At 71.2% G+C, this 22173-nt stretch carries 19 protein-coding genes; 14 read left to right on the forward strand and 5 right to left on the reverse strand.

Annotated features, from left to right (window positions below; all coding sequences use genetic code 11):
- Positions 1-258: 258 nt before the first annotated feature.
- The 8 genes from recG to mutM all read left to right on the forward strand — a co-directional run bounded on the left by recG (position 259) and on the right by mutM (position 7971).
- Positions 259-2511: an ATP-dependent DNA helicase RecG gene (recG, locus tag ACFVHO_RS05355; RefSeq protein ID WP_385710444.1), complete on the forward strand. Its 2253-nt coding sequence runs from the start codon at positions 259-261 to the stop codon at positions 2509-2511.
- A 72-nt stretch (positions 2512-2583) separates the two neighbouring features.
- Positions 2584-3177 (forward strand): 16S rRNA (guanine(966)-N(2))-methyltransferase RsmD, encoded by a 594-nt coding sequence (rsmD, locus tag ACFVHO_RS05360; RefSeq protein WP_385710446.1) that lies wholly within the window; start codon positions 2584-2586, stop codon positions 3175-3177.
- Positions 3178-3203: 26 nt separating this feature from the next.
- Entirely contained in the window at positions 3204-3683 is a 480-nt protein-coding gene (gene coaD, locus ACFVHO_RS05365; protein ID WP_193560590.1) for a pantetheine-phosphate adenylyltransferase, read from the forward strand.
- A 60-nt stretch (positions 3684-3743) separates the two neighbouring features.
- Positions 3744-4919: an ATP synthase F0 subunit B gene (locus tag ACFVHO_RS05370; RefSeq protein ID WP_385710448.1), complete on the forward strand. Its 1176-nt coding sequence runs from the start codon at positions 3744-3746 to the stop codon at positions 4917-4919.
- Between the two features lie 150 nt (positions 4920-5069).
- Positions 5070-5759 (forward strand): YceD family protein, encoded by a 690-nt coding sequence (locus tag ACFVHO_RS05375; RefSeq protein WP_385710450.1) that lies wholly within the window; start codon positions 5070-5072, stop codon positions 5757-5759.
- A gap of 2 nt (positions 5760-5761) precedes the next feature.
- Positions 5762-5935 (forward strand): 50S ribosomal protein L32, encoded by a 174-nt coding sequence (rpmF, locus tag ACFVHO_RS05380; RefSeq protein WP_030361955.1) that lies wholly within the window; start codon positions 5762-5764, stop codon positions 5933-5935.
- A 7-nt stretch (positions 5936-5942) separates the two neighbouring features.
- Positions 5943-6776, forward strand: coding sequence for a ribonuclease III (gene rnc / locus ACFVHO_RS05385; RefSeq protein WP_385710452.1), 834 nt, complete (start codon positions 5943-5945; stop codon positions 6774-6776).
- A gap of 313 nt (positions 6777-7089) precedes the next feature.
- Positions 7090-7971, forward strand: a complete 882-nt coding sequence (mutM, locus tag ACFVHO_RS05390) for a bifunctional DNA-formamidopyrimidine glycosylase/DNA-(apurinic or apyrimidinic site) lyase (RefSeq protein ID WP_385710454.1) — start codon at positions 7090-7092, stop codon at positions 7969-7971.
- A gap of 31 nt (positions 7972-8002) precedes the next feature.
- On the opposite strand, the gene ACFVHO_RS05395 is transcribed toward mutM, so the two are convergent.
- Positions 8003-8416 carry a winged helix-turn-helix transcriptional regulator gene (locus ACFVHO_RS05395; RefSeq protein ID WP_385710456.1) on the reverse strand — a complete coding sequence of 138 codons (414 nt, stop codon included), beginning with the start codon at positions 8414-8416 and terminating at the stop codon, positions 8003-8005.
- A gap of 134 nt (positions 8417-8550) precedes the next feature.
- Between ACFVHO_RS05395 and ACFVHO_RS05400 the strand changes: the two genes are divergently transcribed.
- Complete coding sequence (locus tag ACFVHO_RS05400) at positions 8551-9141, forward strand: flavodoxin family protein (RefSeq protein WP_385710458.1); 591 nt, start codon at positions 8551-8553, stop codon at positions 9139-9141.
- Positions 9142-9215: 74 nt separating this feature from the next.
- Here the strand turns inward: ACFVHO_RS05400 and ACFVHO_RS05405 are convergent, their stop codons facing one another.
- On the reverse strand, positions 9216-10088 hold the full coding sequence (locus ACFVHO_RS05405; protein WP_385710460.1) for a CAP domain-containing protein: 873 nt from the start codon (positions 10086-10088) through the stop codon (positions 9216-9218).
- 569 nt (positions 10089-10657) lie between these two features.
- Here ACFVHO_RS05405 and ACFVHO_RS05410 point away from each other — a divergent pair.
- The 4 genes from ACFVHO_RS05410 (at position 10658) to ACFVHO_RS05425 (ending at position 17173) form a co-directional block, all read left to right on the forward strand.
- Positions 10658-10939 (forward strand): acylphosphatase, encoded by a 282-nt coding sequence (locus ACFVHO_RS05410; protein WP_385710462.1) that lies wholly within the window; start codon positions 10658-10660, stop codon positions 10937-10939.
- Positions 10940-11324: 385 nt separating this feature from the next.
- The gene (locus tag ACFVHO_RS05415) at positions 11325-11528 is read left to right on the forward strand and encodes a hypothetical protein (protein ID WP_030361962.1); all 204 of its coding nucleotides are present in this window, start codon (positions 11325-11327) and stop codon (positions 11526-11528) included.
- Positions 11529-11856: 328 nt separating this feature from the next.
- On the forward strand, positions 11857-15516 hold the full coding sequence (locus ACFVHO_RS05420) for an AAA family ATPase (protein ID WP_385710464.1): 3660 nt from the start codon (positions 11857-11859) through the stop codon (positions 15514-15516).
- Between the two features lie 229 nt (positions 15517-15745).
- On the forward strand, positions 15746-17173 hold the full coding sequence (locus ACFVHO_RS05425; RefSeq protein WP_385710466.1) for a sugar porter family MFS transporter: 1428 nt from the start codon (positions 15746-15748) through the stop codon (positions 17171-17173).
- A gap of 54 nt (positions 17174-17227) precedes the next feature.
- On the opposite strand, the gene ACFVHO_RS05430 is transcribed toward ACFVHO_RS05425, so the two are convergent.
- Both ACFVHO_RS05430 and ACFVHO_RS05435 read right to left on the reverse strand, forming a co-directional pair.
- Entirely contained in the window at positions 17228-18205 is a 978-nt protein-coding gene (locus tag ACFVHO_RS05430) for an LLM class flavin-dependent oxidoreductase (protein WP_385710468.1), read from the reverse strand.
- Positions 18206-18322: 117 nt separating this feature from the next.
- Positions 18323-19792: a purine-cytosine permease family protein gene (locus ACFVHO_RS05435; RefSeq protein ID WP_385710470.1), complete on the reverse strand. Its 1470-nt coding sequence runs from the start codon at positions 19790-19792 to the stop codon at positions 18323-18325.
- A 215-nt stretch (positions 19793-20007) separates the two neighbouring features.
- Between ACFVHO_RS05435 and ftsY the strand changes: the two genes are divergently transcribed.
- Positions 20008-21228 carry a signal recognition particle-docking protein FtsY gene (ftsY, locus tag ACFVHO_RS05440; RefSeq protein ID WP_385710472.1) on the forward strand — a complete coding sequence of 407 codons (1221 nt, stop codon included), beginning with the start codon at positions 20008-20010 and terminating at the stop codon, positions 21226-21228.
- A 199-nt stretch (positions 21229-21427) separates the two neighbouring features.
- On the opposite strand, the gene ACFVHO_RS05445 is transcribed toward ftsY, so the two are convergent.
- Entirely contained in the window at positions 21428-22141 is a 714-nt protein-coding gene (locus tag ACFVHO_RS05445; protein WP_385710623.1) for a bifunctional DNA primase/polymerase, read from the reverse strand.
- Positions 22142-22173: the final 32 nt, after the last annotated feature.

The following is a 22173-nucleotide window of genomic DNA, read 5'->3' on the forward strand; positions in this document are numbered from 1 at the left end:
CTCGTCGTGTTTTCCTACGTGGTGACGTACGCGGGGCGTGGCCCTGACCCCCAGCACGCCAACCCAAACCACCCGGACTCCGCGCTGTGTTTTCCCCCGAGGCGCGGAGCGCCGATCGGGGGTGGACCGTCTCACCCGAAGGGGACACCCACCCCCGGGGTCCAGGGGCGGAGCCCCGGTTTCGGAGAAGGGGTGGGACTGGGGCGCCCCGCGAGGGCCCCGCCCCCCTGCCCCCAAATGTCAGTGCCGTGGTGTGCAATGGATCTCGTGCTCGCGCTCCAGGAACCATTGAAGAACGCGCTCGGCCAGGCCACCGCGAAGGTGATGGCCGAGCACCTCGGCCTGCACACGGTCGGAGACCTCCTGCACCACTACCCCCGGAGATACGCGGAGCGGGGCGAGCTGACCCGCCTCTCCGACCTCCCGCTGGACGAGCACGTCACCGTCGTAGCCCAAGTGGCAACGGCCCGCGTGCTGCGGTTCAACGGCGGCAGCGGCCAGCGCCTGGAGGTGACCATCACGGACGGCAGCGGCCAGCTCCAGCTGGTCTTCTTCGGCCGCGGCATCCACAAGCCGCACAAGGACCTGCTGCCGGGCACGCGCGCGATGTTCGCGGGCAAGGTCTCCGTCTTCAACCGCAAGATGCAGCTGGCCCACCCGGCGTACGAACTGCTGCGGGGGGACGGCGACTCGGCCGCGGACGCGGTGGACTCCTGGGCCGGAGCCCTCATCCCGATCTACCCGGCCACCGCCAAGCTGGAGTCCTGGAAGATCGCCAAGTCCGTCGACGCGGTCCTGCCCAGCGCCCAGGAGGCCCTGGACCCGCTGCCGCCCACCCTGCGCGAGGGCCGCGGCCTGATCCCGCTCCCCGAGGCCCTCCTGAAGATCCACCGTCCGCACGCGAAGGCGGACATCGCCACCGCCAGGGACCGGCTGAAGTGGGACGAGGCGTTCGTGCTCCAGGTCGCCCTGGCCCGGCGCCGGTTCGCGGACGCCCAGCTCCCGGCGGTGGCCCGCAGACCGCGCCCGGACGGCCTCCTGGAGGCCTTCGACGCCAAGCTGCCCTTCACCCTGACCGACGGCCAGCGCACGGTCTCCAAGGAGATCTTCGACGACCTGGCCACCGAGCACCCCATGCACCGCCTCCTCCAGGGAGAGGTCGGTTCCGGGAAGACCATGGTGGCCCTGCGCGCCATGCTCGCCGTCGTCGACGCGGGTGGTCAGGCCGCGATGCTCGCGCCGACCGAGGTCCTGGCCCAGCAGCACCACCGCTCGATCACCGAGATGATGGGCGAGCTGGCGGAAGGCGGCATGCTCGGGGGAGCCGAGCACGCCACGAAGGTCACGCTGCTCACCGGCTCCATGGGCACGGCCGCCCGCCGTCAGGCCCTGCTCGACCTGGCCACGGGCGAGGCGGGCATCGTCATCGGGACGCACGCGCTGATCGAGGACAAGGTGCAGTTCCACGACCTCGGCCTGGTCGTGGTCGACGAGCAGCACCGCTTCGGCGTGGAGCAGCGCGACGCCCTGCGCGGCAAGGGCAAGCAGCCGCCCCACCTCCTCGTCATGACGGCGACCCCCATTCCGCGCACGGTCGCGATGACGGTCTTCGGCGACCTGGAGACCTCCGTCCTCGACCAGCTGCCCGCGGGCCGCTCGCCGATCTCCACGCACGTCGTCCCGTCGCAGGACAAGCCGCACTTCCTCGCCCGCGCGTGGGAGCGCGTGCGCGAGGAGGTGGAGAACGGCCACCAGGCGTACGTGGTCTGTCCCCGCATCGGCGACCTGGACGACGAGGGCACGGACGAGCCCAAGAAGGGCAAGAAGGGGAAGCAGGAGACCAAGCAGGAGACCAAGAAAGAGGCCAAGGAGTCCGCGGCGGACGATGCCGAGAAGCGGCCCCCGCTCGCCGTCCTCGACGTCGCCGAGGAGCTGGCCCACGGCCCCCTGCGCGGCCTCGTGGTCGAGGTCCTGCACGGCCGCATGCAGCCCGACGACAAGGACGCGGTGATGCGCCGCTTCGCCGCGGGCGAGACGCACGTCCTGGTCGCCACGACGGTGGTCGAGGTGGGGGTGAACGTCCCGAACGCCACCGCCATGGTGATCATGGACGCCGACCGCTTCGGCGTCTCGCAGCTGCACCAGCTCCGCGGCCGCGTCGGCCGCGGCTCCGCGCCAGGCCTGTGCCTCCTGGTCACCGACATGCCGGAGGCGAGCCCCGCCCGCTCCCGGCTGAACGCCGTGGCGGCCACGCTCGACGGCTTCGAGCTCTCCCGCATCGACCTGGAGCAGCGCCGCGAGGGCGACGTGCTCGGCCAGGCCCAGTCCGGCGTCCGCTCCTCGCTGCGCATGCTCGCCGTCATCGACGACGAGGAGATCATCGCCGCGGCCCGCGAGGAGGCGACCGCCGTGGTCTCCCGCGACCCCGACCTGGAGCACCTGCCCGAGCTGCGCACCGCCCTGGACGCGCTCCTGGACGCGGAACGCGAGCAGTACCTCGACAAGGGCTGACAAGGGCTGACGCGCCCGCACGGCATATCGTGAGAGCAAGTCCCACCCCCAGCCGAAGGACGCAGAGACCCTATGACCCGCGTGATCGCCGGTGTGGCCGGCGGACGCCGCCTCGCCGTCCCGCCGGGGAACGGCACCCGGCCCACATCGGACCGCGCCCGCGAGGGCCTGTTCTCCACCTGGCAGGCCTTCCAGGGCACCCTCGACGGCGCCCGCGTCCTCGACCTGTACGCGGGCTCCGGCGCCGTCGGCCTGGAAGCCCTGTCCCGCGGTGCCGCACACGCCCTGCTCGTCGAGGCCGACGCCCGCGCCGCGCGCACCATCCGCGAGAACATCAAGTCGCTCGGCCTGCCGGGCGCCGAGGCCAGGGCGGGCAAAGCGGCCCAGGTCATCCGCGAGTCAACCCCTGCCACCCCCTATGACCTGGTGTTTCTCGACCCCCCTTACGCGGTCGGCGATGACGATCTTCGGGAGATCCTGCTCACACTCCGCTCGGGAGGGTGGCTCACGGACGACGCGCTCGTCACCGTTGAACGCAGTACGAGAGGCGGAGAATTCGGCTGGCCGGACGGCTTCGAGGCACTGAGGTCACGTCGCTACGGCGAGGGAACGTTTTGGTACGGTCGCGCCGCCTCTTCGTACCAAGAGCCAGAGATCGCGCCATGAACCGACCGGAGAGCGAGGGACTTCCGTTGCGCCGCGCCGTCTGTCCGGGGTCGTTCGACCCCATCACCAATGGGCACCTCGACATCATCGCCCGCGCCTCCAAGCTGTACGACGTCGTGCACGTCGCGGTGATGATCAACAAGTCCAAGAAGGGCCTGTTCGAGATCGACGAGCGGATCGAGCTGATCCGCCAGGTCACCGCAGAGTTCGGCAACGTGGAAGTCGAGTCGTTCCAGGGGCTGTTGGTCGACTTCTGCAAGGAACGCGACATTCCGGCCATCGTCAAGGGCCTGCGCGCGGTCAGCGACTTCGACTACGAACTCCAGATGGCCCAGATGAACAACGGTCTCACGGGTGTCGAGACGCTGTTCGTGCCCACCAACCCCGCCTACAGCTTCCTGTCCTCCTCGCTGGTCAAGGAGGTCGCGTCCTGGGGTGGCGACATCGCGCACCTGGTTCCCCCGGTCGTGCTCGAAGGCCTCAACAAGCGCCTCGCCAAGGGCTGATCAGGGGCTACAGTCGTCCCGTCCGTCTCCCAACCAGCTGTAGAGAGTGGCGAGCCCGCGGTGGACGTGCAGAAGAAGATCGACCAGATCGTCGAGACGGTCGGCAGCGCCAAGTCCATGCCGATGTCCGCCTCGTGCGTGGTCAATCGCGCCGAGCTCCTGGCGCTGCTCGAAGAGGTGCGCCAGGCCCTGCCGGGCTCCCTCGCCCAGGCCCAGGAGCTGATCGGCGGCCGGGAGCAGCTGGTCGAGCAGGCCCGCCAGGAGGCCGAGCGGATCATCGAGGGCGCGCACGCCGAGCGCGGCTCGCTGATCTCCGACACGGAGGTCGCGCGCCGCTCCCAGGCGGAGGCCGACCGCATCCTCGCCGAGGCCCGGCAGGAGGCCACGGAGGTCCGCCAGGAGGCGGACGACTACGTGGACAGCAAGCTCGCCAACTTCGAGGTCGTCCTCACCAAGACCCTCGGCTCCGTGGGCCGCGGCCGCGAGAAGCTCCTCGGCACCGGCCCCGGAGTCGACGAGCAGGGCTACGAGGACGAGGACGCCCCCGAGCGCAGCCACGACCCGGACACCCTGCGCCGCAACGCCGACGTGTACGTGGACGTGAAGCTCGGCGCCTTCGAGGCCGTCCTCGCCAAGACCCTGGAGGCCGTGGGCCGCGGCCGTCAGACCCTGCACGGCCGCGCCCCCGCCGACGAGCTCAGCGAGTTGGGCGAGGCCGCCGCCAAGAAGCACAGCTCCGATGCGGACTATCTGGCGGACCTGGCCGAGACCCCGGACCGCCCCGCGCGCCAGACCGCCCCGCAGGCCCCGCCCCAGGCCCCGCCGATCCCGGCACAGCAGCCGTACGCGCCCGCGCCGCCCCAGCACGAGCCGGACCCGTACGCGTACCAGCAGGACCAGTACGGACAGCCGGCCCAGGACCAGTACGCGCAGGCCGCCCAGGATCCCTACGCCCAGAGCGGGGACCAGTACGGCGGGCAGGCCCCGTACGGCGGCCAGGATCCGTACGCGTACCAGCAGGGGTACGGCCAGCAGGATCCGTACGCGTACCAGCAGGACCCCTACGCGTACCAGCAGCAGGGCTACGACCCGAACCAGCAGCAGGCCCCGCAGTCGCCGCAGCCGCAGGGCTACGGCCAGCAGAGCCCCGCGCCCGCCGTGCTGGACGAGACCAGCCTCTTCGACACCACCATGATCAGCGCGGAGCAGCTGCGCCAGTACGAGCAGGGGCGCTAGGCGGGGCCGGGCGCGGGCACGGGGGCCGGGCGCCGGCCGATTGGGCCGAGAGCGAAAGGTCCAGTATCCTGGCTCTTCGGTCGCGCGTATGTCCGCGATCCGAGCTGCCCGCTCACACCGCGACATCGCGGCCTCGGCGCGGTGGCCTCCTTGCCAAACTCCCAGGATTCGAAAGCAGGAAAAGCCCTGAGCACGCGCCTCGACCACCGCAACCCGCTTGTGTTCGACACACACGAGCTGGGTCGGCGTCCCGGTGCCATGCAGAGGGTGACCCGCAGCATCGACGCCCCCGGTTCGCCGGCTCCGTTCGGTGTCGAAGGGGTCATCGGAGTGCCGGACGGCGCCCCGGTCGAGCTGGACATCCGCCTGGAGTCGGTCATGGAAGGGGTGCTTGTCACAGGCACCGCCCGTGCATCGGCCAAGGGGGAGTGCGTAAGGTGTCTGGAGCCGGTCGAGCTCGCGCTCGAAGCGGACTTCCAGGAGATGTTCTCGTACCCTGACGCCGACGACCGGGGCCGCACCGCGGAACCGGCCGACGACGCCGAGGACGACGAGGACAGGCTTTTTCTCGAGGACGGCATGTTCGACCTCGAGCCCGTGCTGCGGGACGCGGTGGTGCTCGCACTGCCGATGCAGCCGGTGTGCCAGGACGACTGCGAGGGACTGTGCTCCGAGTGCGGAGTGCGGCTCGCGGACGACCCGGACCACCACCATGACGCCGTCGACATCCGTTGGGCGGCTTTGCAAGGACTCGCTGGCACCATCCAGGACGGCGAGAAGGACGAGATGAGCGGCGACGCGCCTCGCACGGCGCACGTCGACGAGAAGCAGGAGAAGTAGCCGTGGCTGTTCCGAAGCGGAAGATGTCGCGCAGCAACACGCGCCACCGCCGGTCGCAGTGGAAGGCTGCGGTCCCCACCCTGGTTTCGTGTGAGCGTTGCCAGGAGCCCAAGCTGCAGCACATCGCGTGCCCCGCTTGCGGCACCTACAACAAGCGCCAGGTCCTCGAGGTCTGAGCGGCTGGTGAGAGGCGCTGTGTCTAGCCCAAAGAAGGCGGATGACGCCAAAATGCAGGCAGACAGCAACAACGCAGCCTCGTCCCACACGCTTCTGGAAGGGCGGCTCGGGTATCAGCTCGAGTCCGCCCTTCTGGTGCGTGCGCTCACCCACCGTTCGTACGCGTACGAGAACGGCGGCCTGCCCACCAACGAGCGCCTGGAGTTCCTCGGGGACTCCGTGCTCGGCCTGGTGGTCACGGACACGCTGTATCGCACCCACCCCGACCTGCCCGAAGGCCAGCTGGCCAAGTTGCGGGCCGCGGTGGTCAACTCGCGTGCGCTGGCGGAGGTGGGCCGCGGGCTCGAACTCGGCTCCTTCATCCGGCTCGGCCGGGGCGAAGAGGGCACGGGCGGGCGGGACAAGGCGTCCATCCTCGCCGACACCCTGGAAGCGGTGATCGGCGCGGTCTATCTGGACCGGGGTCTGGAAGCGGCGAGCGAGCTGGTGCACCGGCTCTTCGACCCGCTGATCGAGAAGTCCTCGAACCTCGGCGCGGGCCTGGACTGGAAGACCAGCCTCCAGGAGCTCACCGCGACGGAGAACCTCGGCGTGCCCGAGTACCTCGTCTCGGAGAGCGGCCCGGACCACGAGAAGACCTTTACTGCTGCCGCCCGCGTCGGAGGCGTCTCGTACGGCACCGGCACCGGCCGCAGCAAAAAGGAAGCGGAGCAGCAGGCCGCGGAGTCCGCTTGGCGCGCCATTCGCGCGGCGGCGGACGAGCGGGCCAAGGCGGCGGAAGCGGCGGAAGCCGATTCGACGCCGCCGGATTCGCCGTTCGGCGAAGCTGAATCCGCTTGAGCGCCATACGCGCACAGAACGCCCGCCCCAGGCCGACCTCCGGCCTCGGGACGGGCGTTCCGCCGTCTTTGCGACTGGGCTGACCTCAGCTGTTCGCCGTCTGCGCGGCCGAGGGGCTGATGTCAGCTGTTCGCCGACTACGCGGCCGAGGGGCCGATGCCAGCCGTTCGCCGTCTCCGCGGCCGGTGGGGCTGATGTCAGCCCGTCCGGCGTTTGAGGACGAGGCGCGGAGCGCCGAAAGGACCTCAGCCCCGGCGGACGCCGAGCGATAAACTGCCGCTGCCCCCACCCCGCACCCGTCCGGAGGACCCCCGTGCCCGAACTGCCCGAGGTCGAGGTCGTCCGGCGCGGGCTCGAGCGCTGGGTCGGCGGCAGAACCGTCGCCGACGTGGAGGTCCTGCACCCGCGCGCCGTCCGGCGGCACTTCGCGGGCGCCGAGGACTTCGTGCTCGGGCTCAAGGGCCACCGCTTCGGCGCCCCCCTGCGGCGCGGCAAGTACCTGTGGCTGCCGCTGGCGGACAGCGACACCTCGGTCCTCGCCCACCTGGGCATGAGCGGCCAGCTCCTGGTCAAGACCCAACAGACGCCGGACGAGAAGCACTTGCGGATCCGGGTGCGCTTCACGGACGAGCTCGGCGGCGCCGCCCCGGACGCGGCGGGCACCGAGCTGCGCTTCGTCGACCAGCGGACCTTCGGCGGCCTCTCCCTGCACGAGAACACCCCGGACGGGCTGCCGGACGTCATCGCGCACATCGCCCGCGACCCGCTCGACCCGCTCTTCGACGACGAGGCCTTCCACCAGGCCCTGCGCAGCAGCCGCAGCACCATCAAGCGCGCGCTGCTCAACCAGTCCCTGATCAGCGGCGTCGGCAACATCTACGCCGACGAGGCGCTGTGGCGCACCCGGCTGCACTACGAACGCCCGACGGCCACCTTCACCCGCCCCCGCACCGCCGAACTCCTCGGCCACGTACGGGACGTGATGAACGAGGCCCTCGCCGTCGGCGGCACCAGCTTCGACAGCCTCTACGTCAACGTGAACGGCGAGTCGGGCTACTTCGACCGCTCCCTGGACGCGTACGGCCGCGAGGACGAGCCCTGCCGACGCTGCGGGACGCCGATGCGGCGGCGGCCCTGGATGAACAGGTCCAGCTACTTCTGCCCGCGCTGCCAGCGCCCGCCGAGGCTGTCGTAGCGTTCGCGCCCGCCGGGGCTCTCGTAGCGGCTCAGCGCTCGGACTGGCTGTCGTCGTAGCGCCGCTGGGCCGCCAGCACGTCGTCCTGGTTGCCCTCCACGAAGTGGATCAGGGCCAGGAGACGCTCGGCGATCTGCTCGCCCAGCGGAGTGAGGCGGTAGTCCACGCGCGGCGGGTTCGTCGGCTGCGCGTCGCGGTGCACCAGGCCGTCGCGCTCCAGCGCGTGCAGCGTCTGCGACAGCATCTTCTCGCTCACGCCGTCGACCCGGCGGCGCAGCTCGTTGAACCGGAACGTCCCGTCGTGCAGCGCGCCCAGCGTGAGCGCGCCCCAGCGACCCGTGACGTGCTCCAGCGTGGTCCGCGACGGGCAGGCGCGGGCGAACACGTTGTAGGCGAGATCCGCGTCGGCGTCGGCGGCGCTCTCGGGGCGCGCGAGGGAGTCCATACCCACAGCGTACTCTCCCGCAGCGCTATCCACCGGGTTGCGCTAACTATAAGTTAGTGCTTTCCTTTCGTTTGTCGGCCGGTCCACGAGCCGCCGCCTCCCCACACCCGTCCCCAGCGAGGAGTACCTCCGCCATGTCCAGCCCCGTCGTCGCCATCGCCTACCACTCCGGATTCGGCCACACCACCGTCGTCGCGGAAGCCGTCCGCGCCGGTGCCGAGGAAGCCGGTGCCACCACGCACCTGATCAAGGTCGACGAGATCACCGAGGCCCAGTGGGAGCTCCTGGACGCGGCGGACGCCATCGTCTTCGGCTCGCCCACCTACATGGGCACCGCTTCGGGCGCCTTCCACGTCTTCGCGGAGGCCTCGTCGAAGCGCTGGTTCACCCGAGCCTGGCAGGACAAGCTCGCCGCGGGCTTCACCAACTCCGCGTCCAAGAGCGGCGACAAGCTGCACACCCTGCAGTACTTCCAGACGCTCGCCGCCCAGCAGGGCATGCACTGGGTGAACCTCGGCCTGCTCCCCGGCTGGAACTCCACCGAGGGCTCCGAGAACGACCTCAACCGCCTCGGCTTCTTCGCCGGCGCCGCCGCCCAGACCAACTCCGACGAGGGCCCGGAGGCCGTGCACAAGGCGGACGTCGCCACGGCCGAGCACCTCGGCCGCCGCGTCACCGAGACCGCGCGGATCGTCGCCGCGGGCCGCGCGGCCGTCGCGGCCTGACGCCAGGGGCGCCGCCGAGGCCGTTGGGGTCGTCGGGGGCGCTCAGAGGGTCGGCGGAGCGGTGGAGCCGTGGCTCAGAAGCCGAAGTCCTGCGTCCACCACGGGCCACCCGGCGCGAAGTGCGCGCCGACGCCCAGGGTCTTGTAGTCGCAGTTGAGGATGTTGGCGCGGTGGCCGGGGCTGTTCATCCAGGCGTCCATGACGGACTGGGCGTTCGCCTGGCCCCGGGCGATGTTCTCGCCGCCCAGGTCCTGGATGCCGGCCTTCTCGGCGCGGGCCCACGGGGTCGCGCCGTCCGGGTCGGTGTGCGCGAAGAAGTCCCGCTCGGCCATGTCGGCGCTGAAGTCCCCGGCCAGCGTGGCGAGCCCGGGGTCGGCGGTCACCGGTCGGCAGCCCACGTTGGCCCGCTCCTGGTTGACCAGTGCGAGCACCTCGGCCTCGGCCGCGGTCTCGTCGGCCGACGGCTTGGCGGGGGCGGGCGGAGCCTTCGGCTTCTCGGGCGTCGTGCGGCTCGGCGCCGGGGTCTTGTCCGGCTCGCCCGCGCCGGAACCCTTGCCGGGGTCCTTGCGGTCCTTGTCGGCGCCCTTGCCCTTCTCGGCCTTGTCGCCCTTGCCTTCCTGGTCGTCCTTGCCGCCGGTGTCGCCCTGTGGCTTGGACGGGGTGGCCGAGGGCTTCCCGGACGGCTTCCGCGACGGTTCGGCGCTCGACTCCGACGGGGTCGGGGCGGAGGTGTCGGAGCCGGGGCCCGGGGTGGCACGGCCGCCCGCGGCGGAGCCGTTGTCGCCGCCCTGGGGGTCGAGTCCGGAGGGCGAGCCCGCGGTCCGGACCGCGCCGGGGGTGTCGCCACCGCCCAGTGAGTAGGTGTCGCCGCCGGGCACCAGGCCCGAGGCGACCGCGACGGCTCCCATCGCGACGGCGGCGGAGACGCCGAGCAGTCCGGTGCGCACGGGCGTGGAGGCGCGACGCCTGCGCCGGTGCGACGTCCCGCGCCGACGGCCCTCCCCGCCGGGCAGGGCGCTCGCGGCCGTCTCGGCGGTCGGGGTCCCGAAGAGATAGGCGTCGGACGAGGACGCGTCGAATCCTCCCGATCCCGCGTATCCGCCGTATTCCGTGCGCCCCCGGTAAAAGCCGTACGCGCCGGAAGGGTTCTCATAAGAGCCGGAACCGGCGGCACTCGAAGCGTCCGGGGATCCCGTGAGACCGCCGGATCGATCAGCTCGATCGGCTCGGCCGGAGAGACCCGAAAGATCGGAATGATCGGAATGAGCGGGGAGTTCGGGGTGATCGGAATAGGGGGAATGATCGGCGCGGCCGGTGGCGGCGCGGCCGGCGGCGGAGCGTCGGTGGCGTCCCATCTCCTGGCCTTTCGTCCTGACGTCCGGCACGTGCCCGGTGCGTCGTTCTGACCGTTGACGTGACTCACCCATACGGGTGAGGCTCGTCGAGTCGCGACTGTACGCGATGGCGCAAGGGGGCGATGTGCTCACTGAGCAATTGGCCGGTTAGCGTGCACCTTATGAACGAAGAAGTCCGGCTCACCGCCTGGGTGCGCGGCCGTGTACAGGGAGTGGGTTTCCGCTGGTTCACGCGGGCCAAGGCGCTGGAGATCGGAGCCGTGAGTGGCTTTGCTCTCAATCTCGACGACGGCCGTGTGCAAGTGGTCGCCGAGGGTTCACGCGAGCGTTGCCAACGGCTCCTCGACTGGCTGCGCACGGGCGACACTCCCGGTCGCGTCGACGGTGTGACTGAGATCTGGGACACGCCCCGGGGCGGCTACGAGTCGTTCGCCATTCGCTGACGCGGGTCCGGCCGACGGGGCCCCGGCGGGTGTGGCCGTGGCACCTGCCTGAGGCAGGAAAGACCTGGTGATTGCCAAGAAGGGCTTGCCGTGGCAGGCTCCGCGGGTAAGGATGATCTCGACGCCCCCAGGGCCCCGCCGCAGAGGCAGCGCCGTAGTTCCACGGCCGCGCGCCCCCGGGTTGCCCGTCAATACGGGGCGTGATCGTGTTGACCGTCAAACTTTTTGGTGAGACTCTGGAAGCCCCGCGCACCTTAGCTGTTTGGCATGTGAGAACGGCCAAGTAACACCCAGCAAGAACAGAAGAGTGCCAGGCACCGCGGGTGCGATTCCCTCACGACCCACACCGATTCGGTCGGTCACTCAGTGTGGAGGACCATCCATCATGGCAAAGGCGCTTCTCGGTTACGTCGGCGGCAGCGACCCGCGACTCCTCGCCGAGATGCGACGGCTTCAGCAGCGCGTCCAGGACCTGGAATCCGAGCTCGTCAGGATCCAGGCTGAGAACGACACGCTGGCGGCTGCCGCTTCTCACGACGCGCTCCTGGAGAGCATCGACGTACCCCAGGCGGAGCCTGCGCTCACCTGACCCACGCCACTTCGAGCCCACGGCAACGGACTTTCCTGCCACGCGTGGTCAGGCCGCCCGTCATAAGCCGCTGAACAAGAGAGATCTGCTTGATCGAATAGATCCAGGAGATCCGCGATAGATCCGAGAGATCTGCAAGGGACGCTTCGGCGTCCCTTCTTTCTTTGTCGCTCCCGCCCCCGGGCCCTTTGCCTGCTCCCGCCGCCCGGGCCTTGCCCGTCGCCCTGCCCCCCGTGGGGCCTTACACCTGATGTGCCCTGCACCTTCCGCCGTGAAACTGCTCGCACGTTCCTCGGTGAACTCACGGAGAAAGGTAGAGTCACGCGGCGTGCACCTCAAGGCCATGACACTGCGCGGTTTCAAGTCCTTCGCGTCGGCGACGACGCTGAAATTCGAACCGGGCATCACCTGCGTCGTCGGACCGAACGGATCCGGCAAGTCCAACGTCGTGGACGCGCTGAGCTGGGTCATGGGCGAGCAGGGCGCCAAATCGCTGCGCGGCGGCAAGATGGAGGACGTCATCTTCGCCGGGACGACCGGCAGGCCCCCGCTCGGCCGCGCCGAGGTGTCCCTCACCATCGACAACTCCGACGGCGCCCTGCCGATCGAGTACGCCGAGGTCACCATCACGCGGATCATGTTCCGCAACGGCGGCAGCGAGTACCAGATCAACGGCGACACCTGCCGCCTGCTCGACATCCAGGAACTGCTCTCCGACTCCGGCATCGGCCGCGAGATGCACGTCATCGTCGGCCAGGGCCAGCTCGACTCCGTCCTGCACGCCGACCCCATGGGCCGCCGTGCCTTCATCGAGGAGGCCGCCGGCGTCCTCAAGCACCGCAAGCGCAAGGAGAAGGCGCTGCGGAAGCTGGACGCGATGCAGGCCAACCTCGCGCGCGTGCAGGACCTCACCGACGAGCTGCGCCGCCAGCTCAAGCCCCTGGGACGGCAGGCCGCCGTCGCACGCCGTGCCGCCGTCATCCAGGCCGACCTGCGCGACGCCCGCCTCCGGCTGCTCGCCGACGACCTCGTGGGCATGCGGCAGGCACTGAACGCCGAGGTCGCCGACGAGGCCGCGCTCAAGGCCCGCAAGGACACCGCCGAGGCCGAGTTGAAGAACGCGCTCCAGCGCGAGGCGGTCCTCGAGGACGAGGTGCGGCGGCTCAGCCCGCGGCTGCAGCGGGCCCAGCAGACCTGGTACGAACTGTCGCAGCTGGCCGAGCGGGTGCGCGGGACGATCTCGCTCGCCGACGCCCGGATCAAGAGCGCGCGCTCGGCGCCCGCCGAGGAGCGCCGCGGACGCGAGCCCGAGGACATGGAGCGCGAGGCCGCCCGCATCCGCGAACAGGAGGCGGAGCTCGAAGCCGCCCTCGAAGCCGCGCAGTACGCCCTCGACGACACCGTCACCCACCGCGCCGAACTGGAGCGCGAACTGGCCGCCGAGGAGCGGCGCCTGAAGGACGTGGCGCGGGCCATCGCCGACCGGCGCGAGGGGCTCGCGCGGCTCGGCGGCCAGGTCAACGCGGCCCGGTCGCGGGCGGCGTCCGCGCAGGCCGAGATCGACCGGCTCGCGCTCGCCCGCGACGAGGCACAGGAGCGGGCCGTCACCGCCCAGGAGGAGTACGAACAGCTCAAGGCCGAGGTCGACGGCCTGGACGCGGGCGACGCCGAGCTGGGGGAGCGGCACGAGGAGGCCCGCCGTGCCCTCGCCGACGCCGAGGCCGAGGCGACCGCGGCCCGCGAGGCGGTCACCGCGGCCGAGCGGAAGCGGGCCGCCGTCGCCGCCCGGCACGACGCCCTCGCCCTCGGCCTGCGCCGCAAGGACGGCTCGGGTGCGCTGCTCGCCGCCCAGGAGCGGCTCACCGGGCTGCTCGGCCCCGCCGCCGAACTCCTCAGCGTGGCACCGGGCTTCGAGGTGCCGGTGGCGGCGGCGTTCGGCGCGGCGGCGGACGCCATCGCCGTGTCGACGCCCGCATCGGCAGCAGAAGCGATCCGCCTGCTGCGCAAGCAGGACGGGGGGCGGGCCGCGCTGCTGCTGGCGGGGGCGCCCGACGGGGACCGGGGTGCCGGGGACGGTGCCTCCGGTGCTGCCGGAGCGGGCTCCACGGACGCCGCGCCCGAGCCCACCGGTGCCGGCCCGACGGACGGTGCCCTCGGCGACGTACCCCCGTGTTCACGCGCCGAAGGACCTCCGTACGCCGCCGAACTCGTGCGCGGCCCCGACGAGTTGATGCCCGCCGTCCGCAGGCTGCTGCGCGGTGTGGTCGTCGTCGGGTCGCTGGAGGACGCCGAGGACCTGGTGTACGCGCGCCCGGAGCTGACGGCGGTCACCGCCGAGGGCGATCTGCTCGGGGCGCACTTCGCGCACGGCGGGTCCGCGGGCGCGCCGAGTCTCCTGGAGGTGCAGGCGTCCGTCGACGAGGCGGCGGCCGAGCTGGCCGACCTCGACGTGCGGTGCGAGGAGCTGGCCGGGGCGCAGCAGCGGGCGGGGGAGCGGCGCGCGGAGTGTGCCGCGCTCGTCGACGAGCTGGGGGAGCGGCGGCGCGCCGCCGACCGGGAGAAGTCGGCCGTCGCGCAGCGGCTCGGGTCACTCGCCGGACAGGCGCGCGGCGCCGCCGGTGAGGCGGAGCGGTCGGCCGCCGCGGCCGCCAAGGCCGAGGAGGCCCTGGAGCGGGCGCGGGCGGAGGTCGAGGAGCTGGCCGAGCGGCTCGCCGTCGCCGAGGAGGCGCCGGCCGACGAGGAGCCCGACACCGCCGTGCGCGACCGGCGCGCCGCCGACGGCGCCAACGCCCGCCAGACGGAGATGGAGGCCCGGCTCCAGGTGCGCACGCACGAGGAGCGGGTCAAGGGCCTGGCCGGGCGTGCCGACGGCCTCGACCGCGCCGCCCGCGCCGAACGCGAGGCACGCGCGCGTGCCGAGCAGCGCAGGGCGCGGCTGCGCCACGAGGCGGCCGTCGCCGAGGCCGTCGCCTCCGGTGCCCGGCAACTGCTCGCCCACGTCGAGGTCTCCCTCGTCCGCGCGGAGCAGGAGCGGGCCGCCGCCGAGCGCGCCAAGGAGGTGCGGGAGCGGGATCTCGTGGCCGAGCGGAACCAGGGGCGCGAGCTGAAGGACGAGCTGGACAAGTTGACGGATTCAGTCCACCGGGGCGAGGTACTCGGCGCCGAGAAGCGGCTGCGGATCGAGCAGCTGGAGACCAAGGCGCTGGAGGAACTCGGTGTGGAACCCGCGGGGCTCGTCTCCGAGTACGGGCCCGACCAGCTCGTGCCGCCCTCGCCCGCCGCCGAGGGCGAGGAGCTGCCCGAGGACCCGGAGCACCCGCGCAACAAGCCGGTGGCCTACGTCCGCGCCGAGCAGGAGAAGCGCCTCAGGTCAGCCGAACGGGCGTACCAGCAGCTCGGAAAGGTCAACCCGCTGGCCCTTGAGGAGTTCGCGGCCCTGGAGGAACGCCACAAGTTCCTCAGTGAGCAGCTGGAGGACCTCAAGAAGACCCGCGCCGACCTCCTCCAGGTGGTGAAGGAGGTCGACGAGCGCGTCGAGCAGGTCTTCACCGAGGCCTACCGGGACACCGCGCGGGAGTTCGAGGGGGTCTTCAGCAGGCTCTTCCCGGGCGGTGAGGGACGGCTGATCCTGACGGATCCCGACAACATGCTCACCACCGGCGTCGACGTCGAGGCCCGGCCGCCCGGCAAGAAGGTCAAGCGGCTCTCGCTGCTCTCCGGCGGCGAGCGGTCCCTGACGGCCGTGGCGCTGCTCGTGTCGATCTTCAAGGCGCGGCCCAGCCCGTTCTACGTGATGGACGAGGTCGAGGCGGCGCTCGACGACACCAACCTGCAGCGGCTCATCCGGATCATGCAGGAGCTGCAGGAGGCCTCGCAGCTCATCGTGATCACGCACCAGAAGCGGACGATGGAGGTGGCGGACGCGCTGTACGGCGTTTCCATGCAGGGTGACGGCGTCTCCAAGGTGATCAGCCAGCGGCTGCGCTAGTCATCGCCCGGTTCACTCCCGTGGCCCACCCCGTGTTCGGAACTTGAACACGGGGTGTTGTCTTGCGTGGCTCAGATTCACAGTTAACGAACTATTGACTTCGCAACTTGAAGGCATAGTCTCTGCAACGTTGCTTTTACCTTCAGGTGGTGGGTGACGTGAAGTTATGCGCCACTTGAAGAGCTCTCACCCCCACCCCGGCAACGCAGCCGTGGCCCGAGGAGTACACGTGACCAGCACAGCGCAGCCGCCGCAGTCCGGGGCCAGGGAGGCCCATCCGGACCATCTCGGCCATGTCATCTTCATCACGGCCGCCGCCGCGATGGGTGGGTTCCTGTTCGGCTACGACAGTTCGGTGATCAACGGCGCGACCGTCGCGATCCAGGACCGGTTCGACGTCAACGCGGACATGCTGGGCTGGATCATCGCCACCGCCCTCCTCGGCTGTGCCGTCGGTGCCGCCGTCGCGGGCCGTATCGCCGACCGCATCGGCCGCATCCGCTGCATGCAGATCGCCTCGGTCCTCTTCGCGGCCAGCGCCATCGGCTCCGCGCTGCCGTTCGCCGCGTGGGACCTCACCGTGTGGCGCTTCATCGGCGGCATCGGCATCGGCATGGCCTCCGTGATCGGCCCGGCCTACATCGCCGAGGTCGCGCCGCCCGCCTACCGCGGCCGCCTCGCCTCGTTCCAGCAGGCCGCCATCGTCGTCGGCATCGCCGTCTCCCAGCTCGTCAACTGGGGCATCCTGAACATGGCCGACGGCGACCAGCGCGGCAAGCTGGCCGGCCTCGAGGCCTGGCAGTGGATGCTCGGCGTCATGGTCGTCCCGGCCGTCCTCTACGGCCTGCTGTCCTTCGTGATCCCCGAGTCCCCGCGCTTCCTGCTCTCCGTCGGCCGTCAGGCCGAGGCCAAGAAGGTGCTCGCCGAGGTCGAGGGCACTTCCGTCGACGTGGACGCGCGCGCCGCCGAGATCGAGCTGGCCATGCACCGCGAGGACAAGTCGACGTTCAAGGACCTGCTGGGCGGCAAGTTCGGCTTCCTGCCGATCGTCTGGATCGGCATCTTCCTGTCGATCTTCCAGCAGCTCGTCGGCATCAACGTGATCTTCTACTACTCGAACCAGCTCTGGCAGTCGATCGGACACGACCCGAGCAGCTCGTTCCTGTACTCCTTCGAGACGTCGATCGTGAACATCGTCGGCACGGTCATCGCGATGATCTTCGTCGACAGGATCGGCCGCAAGCCGCTCGCCCTCATCGGCTCGGCCGGTATGGCCATCGCCCTGTTCACCATGGCCTGGGCGTTCTCCTACCGGACCGGCTCCGGCGACGACGTCTCGCTGCCGCAGGGCCAGGGCCTGACCGCGATCATCGCCGCCAACGCCTTCGTGCTCTTCTTCGCGCTGTCCTGGGGCGTGGTGGTCTGGGTGCTGCTCGGCGAGATCTTCCCCAACCGGATCCGCGCCGCCGCGCTCGGTGTGGCCGCCTCCGCGCAGTGGCTCGCCAACTTCGCGATCACCAAGACCTTCCCGAGCATGTCCGAGTGGAGCCTGACCGGCTCGTACATCATCTACGGCGCGTTCGCCGCGCTCTCGATCCCCTTCGTCGCCAAGTTCGTCAAGGAGACGAAGGGCAAGACCCTGGAGGAGATGGGCTAAACCCCGCTGCCCCGCTCCTCTTGAGGAAGCTGCCCCGGCTCGAGGACCGCAAGGTCAGTCCTTGAGCCGGGGCAGTACGTTTTCGCCGAGCAGCCGCAGGCTCCGCCACCCCTCGTCCACCGGCATCCCGCCGACGAGCGGATGCAGGACGAGGTTCGCCCCGGACTCCGCGAGCGTCACACACGCGTCGGGCGTGAGCACCCGGTACACGCCCTCGGCGCGCAGTCCCTCGACCGTCGTCGCCCCCGAGCGCACCGCCGAGCGGATGTCGCCGGACTGCCAGGAGGCATAGGTGCGGGCCTCGTGCAGGAGGTGTTCGCCGTACGCGGCCCAGGTGCGGTCGGGGTCCTCGCTGAGGTGCAGCAGCGGGGTCGTGGCCGCGGGCATCATCGTCCAGCCCTCGGTGCCGTACTCGGCGCGCTTCTCGTCGTAGTACGCCTCCAGTTCCGGCAGATGCGCGCTCGGGAAGAACGGCAGGCCGAACCGGGCGGCGCGGCGGGCCGCCGCCCGTGACGAGCCGCCGACCAGGAGCAGCGGGTGCGGCCGGGTGTGCGGGCGCGGGGTGACGCGCACGGTGCGGCCGCGGTGGCTGAACTCCTCGCCGGTCCAGGCCTTGAGCAGGGTCTCCAGAAGCTCGTCCTGGAGCTTGCCGCGCCGGGTCCACTCGACCCCGAAGGCCGCGTACTCCTCGGGCCGGTAGCCGATCCCCGCGACCGTGACGAGGCGGCCGCCGCTCAGCAGGTCGAGCACGGCGATGTCCTCGGCCAGGCGCAGCGGATCGTGCAGCGGTCCGATGACCGCCGAGACGGTCACCGCGATCCGGCGCGTCGCCCCGAACACGGCGCCCGCGAAGGCGAACGGCGAGGGCAGCCAGTTGTTGGCGGCGCCGTGGTGCTCCTCGGTCTGGATCGTGGACACGCCGCGGTCGTCGGCGTACGCGGCCATCTCCAGGGCCGCCCGGTAGCGGGCGCTGAGCGTGTCGGGGGTGGCCGCGGGATCGACGAGGTTGAAACGTACGACTGTGACGGGCATGCGGAACGTCCCCCTTCACCGGGACGGCGAGCCGCGGGCAGCGGACCGGGTGCGGCGAAGGGGGACGTTAGCTGACGCTGTGTCAGATGACCAGGGGCGGGCGGGAGTCGGAGGTGCTCACGCCTTGGCCGCGGCGGGCTTGGCCTCGGCGGCCGGAGCGGGCTCGGCCGCCGTCGCCGTCTCGGGGAGCGGCTGGCGCGGAAGCAGGGCGTACAGCGCGCCCGCGACCACGATCGTGACGAGCCAGCCGAGGCCGTTGCGCCCGATCCAGGAGGTGGCGAGCGGGCCGCTGAACCAGTCGACCTTGGTGAAGAGCAGGCCCACGACGAGCGCGACCGCCCAGGCCGCCATGGCCTGCCAGGCGAAGCCCGCCTTGTACCAGTACGCGCTGGTGCGCTTGGTGTCCATCAGCGCTTCGCCGTCGTACGTCTTCCTGCGGAACATGTCGACGCCGAACACGCCGATCCAGGCGGAGAATGCGACCGCGAGCAGCGTCAGGAAGGAGATGAAGGAGCCCATGAAGCTGGTGGCGACGTTCATCAGGAGGTAGCCGAAGATCAGGCTGATGATCGCGTTCACGCTGACCGCCCACGCGCGCGGCACCTTGATGCCGAGCGTCATGGCGGTGAAGCCCGCCGAGTACATCGACATCGAGTTGATCAGCAGCATGCCGATCAGGGCCATGATCAGGTACGGCACCGCGATCCAGGTCGGCAGCAGGTCGCCGAGGAAGGCCACCGGGTCCTGGGCCGAGGACAGCTTCGGCTGCGAGACGGCCATGACCGCGCCCATCAGGACCATGGGCACCACGACGATGGCCGCGCCGCCGACGGCGTGCCCGACCAGCGGGCGGTTCGGGGCCGTGCGCGGCAGGTAGCGGGTGAAGTCCGGGCCCGTGGGCACCCAGCTGATGCCGCCCGCGGCGATCGTGCCGATGCCCGCGATCATCATCGCCGTGGAGCCCGCGGGCTTGTCGAAGACCTGGCCCCAGTCGGTGTCCGTGAGGAGATAGACGAGCACCAGGACGCTGAACGCGCCGAAGAGGTACGTCGACCAGGTGCTGCACACGTGCAGGACCTTGCGGCCGAGGCCCGAGATGAGGAACGTCGCGGCGACGAAGCCGAGCAGCGTGATGACCTTCAGCGCGGTGTTCTGCTTCACCCCGAAGCAGATGTCGAGCACCGTGAGGATCGCGTACGCGCCCGTGACCGCGTTGATCGTCTCCCAGCCCCAGCGCGCGACCCAGATCAGCGAGCCGGGGAAGAGGTTGCCGCGCTGGCCGAAGACCGCGCGCGAGAGCGTCATGCCCGGGGAGCCGCCGCGCTTGCCCGCGATGGAGACGAGGCCCACCAGGCCGTAGCTCAGGACGGGGGAGACCAGGGCGACGACCAGGACCTGCCAGAAGTTCAGGCCGTTCGAGACGATCAGGCCCGCGCCCATCGTCAGGAGCAGAACGCTGATGTTGGCGGCGACCCAGGTGGGGAACAGCTCGCGGGTCCTGCCGTGGCGCTCGGAGTCCGGGACGGGCTCAAGGCCTCGGGTCTCCAGGGCGCCTTCGTGTTCGGCCGTTTCGGCGGTGGTGCTCATGAGGGGTGGTTCCGTGCCTCTCGCTCGGCTTGCGTCGACGTCGTCGCCGGCCGGTGGGGGTGAGCTGGGTGAATCAGCAGATGGGACTCTACGCGCGTTGACGCAGCCTCTTCCATCGTACTTTAGTCCGAGTAATGGCGGCTAGTGGCCTATGTCCTTTGGAGGAAAACACAAGGGGCCTGCCCGGAGGGCCCATGACTGATACTGGGTGAGTTATGGAAATCGTCATCCTTGCTGTAGTCATCGCCGTGGTCGTGGTCGGTGCGATCGGCGGGCTCGTCGTCGGCAGCCGCAAGAAGAAGCAGCTGCCCGCGGCGAAGGCCCCCTCCGCGACGCCCACCATCACCGCCCCTCCGGCCGAGCCGCACGTCGGCGACGAGGCCGAGACGCCGCGCGACGAAGCGCGCCGCACCATCGAGGAGGTGGACCTGCCGGTCGCCGAGCCCTCGGCGTCCGCACCCGTCACGACGGAGGAGCCCGCGGCCCCGCCGGCTCCCGAGATCGAGACCCCCGAGCCCACCGCGGGCCGCCTGGTGCGCCTGCGCACGCGCCTCTCGCGCTCCCAGAACGCACTCGGCAAGGGCCTGCTCACGCTCCTCTCGCGCGAGCACCTGGACGAGGACACCTGGGAGGAGATCGAGGACACCCTCCTGACCGCCGACGTCGGCGTCGCCCCCACCCAGGAGCTGGTCGAGCGGCTGCGCGAGCGCGTCCGTGTGCTCGGCACGCGCACCCCCGAGGACCTGCGCGCCCTGCTCCGCGAGGAGCTCCTCGCCCTGGTCGGCACGGACTTCGACCGCACCGTGAAGACCGAGTCCGGCCTGGAGACCCCGGCCATCGTGATGGTCGTCGGCGTCAACGGCACCGGCAAGACCACCACCACCGGCAAGCTCGCCCGCGTCCTGGTCGCCGACGGCCGCTCGGTCGTCCTCGGTGCCGCCGACACCTTCCGTGCCGCCGCCGCCGACCAGCTCCAGACCTGGGGCGAGCGCGTCGGCGCCCGCACGGTCCGCGGACCCGAGGGCGGCGACCCGGCGTCGATCGCCTTCGACTCGGTCAAGGAGGGCATCGCCGAGGGCGCCGACGTCGTCCTCATCGACACCGCCGGGCGCCTGCACACCAAGACCGGCCTGATGGACGAGCTCGGCAAGGTCAAGCGCGTCGTCGAGAAGCACGCGCCGCTGGACGAGGTCCTGCTCGTCCTCGACGCCACCACCGGCCAGAACGGCCTGGTGCAGGCCCGCGTCTTCGCCGAGGTCGTCGACATCACCGGCATCGTCCTCACCAAGCTCGACGGCACCGCCAAGGGCGGCATCGTGGTCGCGGTCCAGCGCGAGCTGGGCGTGCCGGTGAAGCTCATCGGCCTCGGCGAGGGCGCGGACGACCTGGCGCCGTTCGAGCCCGAGGCGTTCGTCGACGCCCTTCTTTGCGACTAAACCGTCGCCGCTCTCGCGGATGTGGTGGGGCGCCGTCGTGGTTCCTCAATTGATGGTTGCGGTGTCTGGTCGCAAAGAACACGTCGGTCGCGAAGAGTTCGCCCGTGGCCAAGAGTTCAACTGAGGAAGGAGCCCCGGCCCGGGTGCAGGCAGCCGGGAGCGGGGCTCTTCCGCGTGTGGTCCCCGCGCGGGGCGCGCGTTACGCGGGCGACCGATGGGCGACGTACGCCAGCGTGCCGAGGAGGAGCCGGGCGTGCGGCGGGCCCGTGACGGACTCGGGGTCGGGGGAGCGCAGCCAGCGGACCGGGCCGAGGCCCGCGCGGTCGGACGGCGGGGCGGTGATGTGCGCGCCGGGGCCCAGGCCGTGCAGGTCGAGCCCGGTGTCGTCCCAGCCCATGCGGTAGAGCAGCTGCGGCAGTTCGGCGGCGGCGCCGGGGGCCACGAAGAAGTGCGTGCGGCCGTCCGGAGTGGCCGTCACCGGGCCGAGCGGCAGCCCCATCCGCTCCAGGCGCACCAGCGCGCGGCGCCCCGCCGACTCGGCCACCTCGAGCACGTCGAACGCGCGGCCCACGGGCAGCATCACGGCCGCGCCGGGGAACTGCGACCAGGCCTCCGTCACCTCGTCGAGGGTGGCGCCGGCGGTGATCTCCGGGGCGAAGTCCAGCGGGTGGGCGCCGGGGGCGGCGCAGTCGGCCCGTCCGCAGGAGCAGCGGCGGTCCTGGGCGCGTGCGCCGGGCACCACGTCCCAGCCCCACAGGCCCGTGTACTCGGCGACGGCCGTGCACTCCTCGGCGGTCGAGCGGCAGCGCCGACGGGACCCGGAGCGCGGCTCCTTGGCCTCCTTGAAGGCGCGCGTGTCCTTGGCCGCGCGCGGATCCTTCGCGGCGCGCGCCTCCCCGGCCGCGCGCGGCACACGCGCCTCGGCGCCCGCTTGCGCCGCGTCTT

Origin of the sequence: Streptomyces sp. NPDC127108, assembly GCF_042677545.1 — a bacterium.
Classification (GTDB): domain Bacteria; phylum Actinomycetota; class Actinomycetes; order Streptomycetales; family Streptomycetaceae; genus Streptomyces.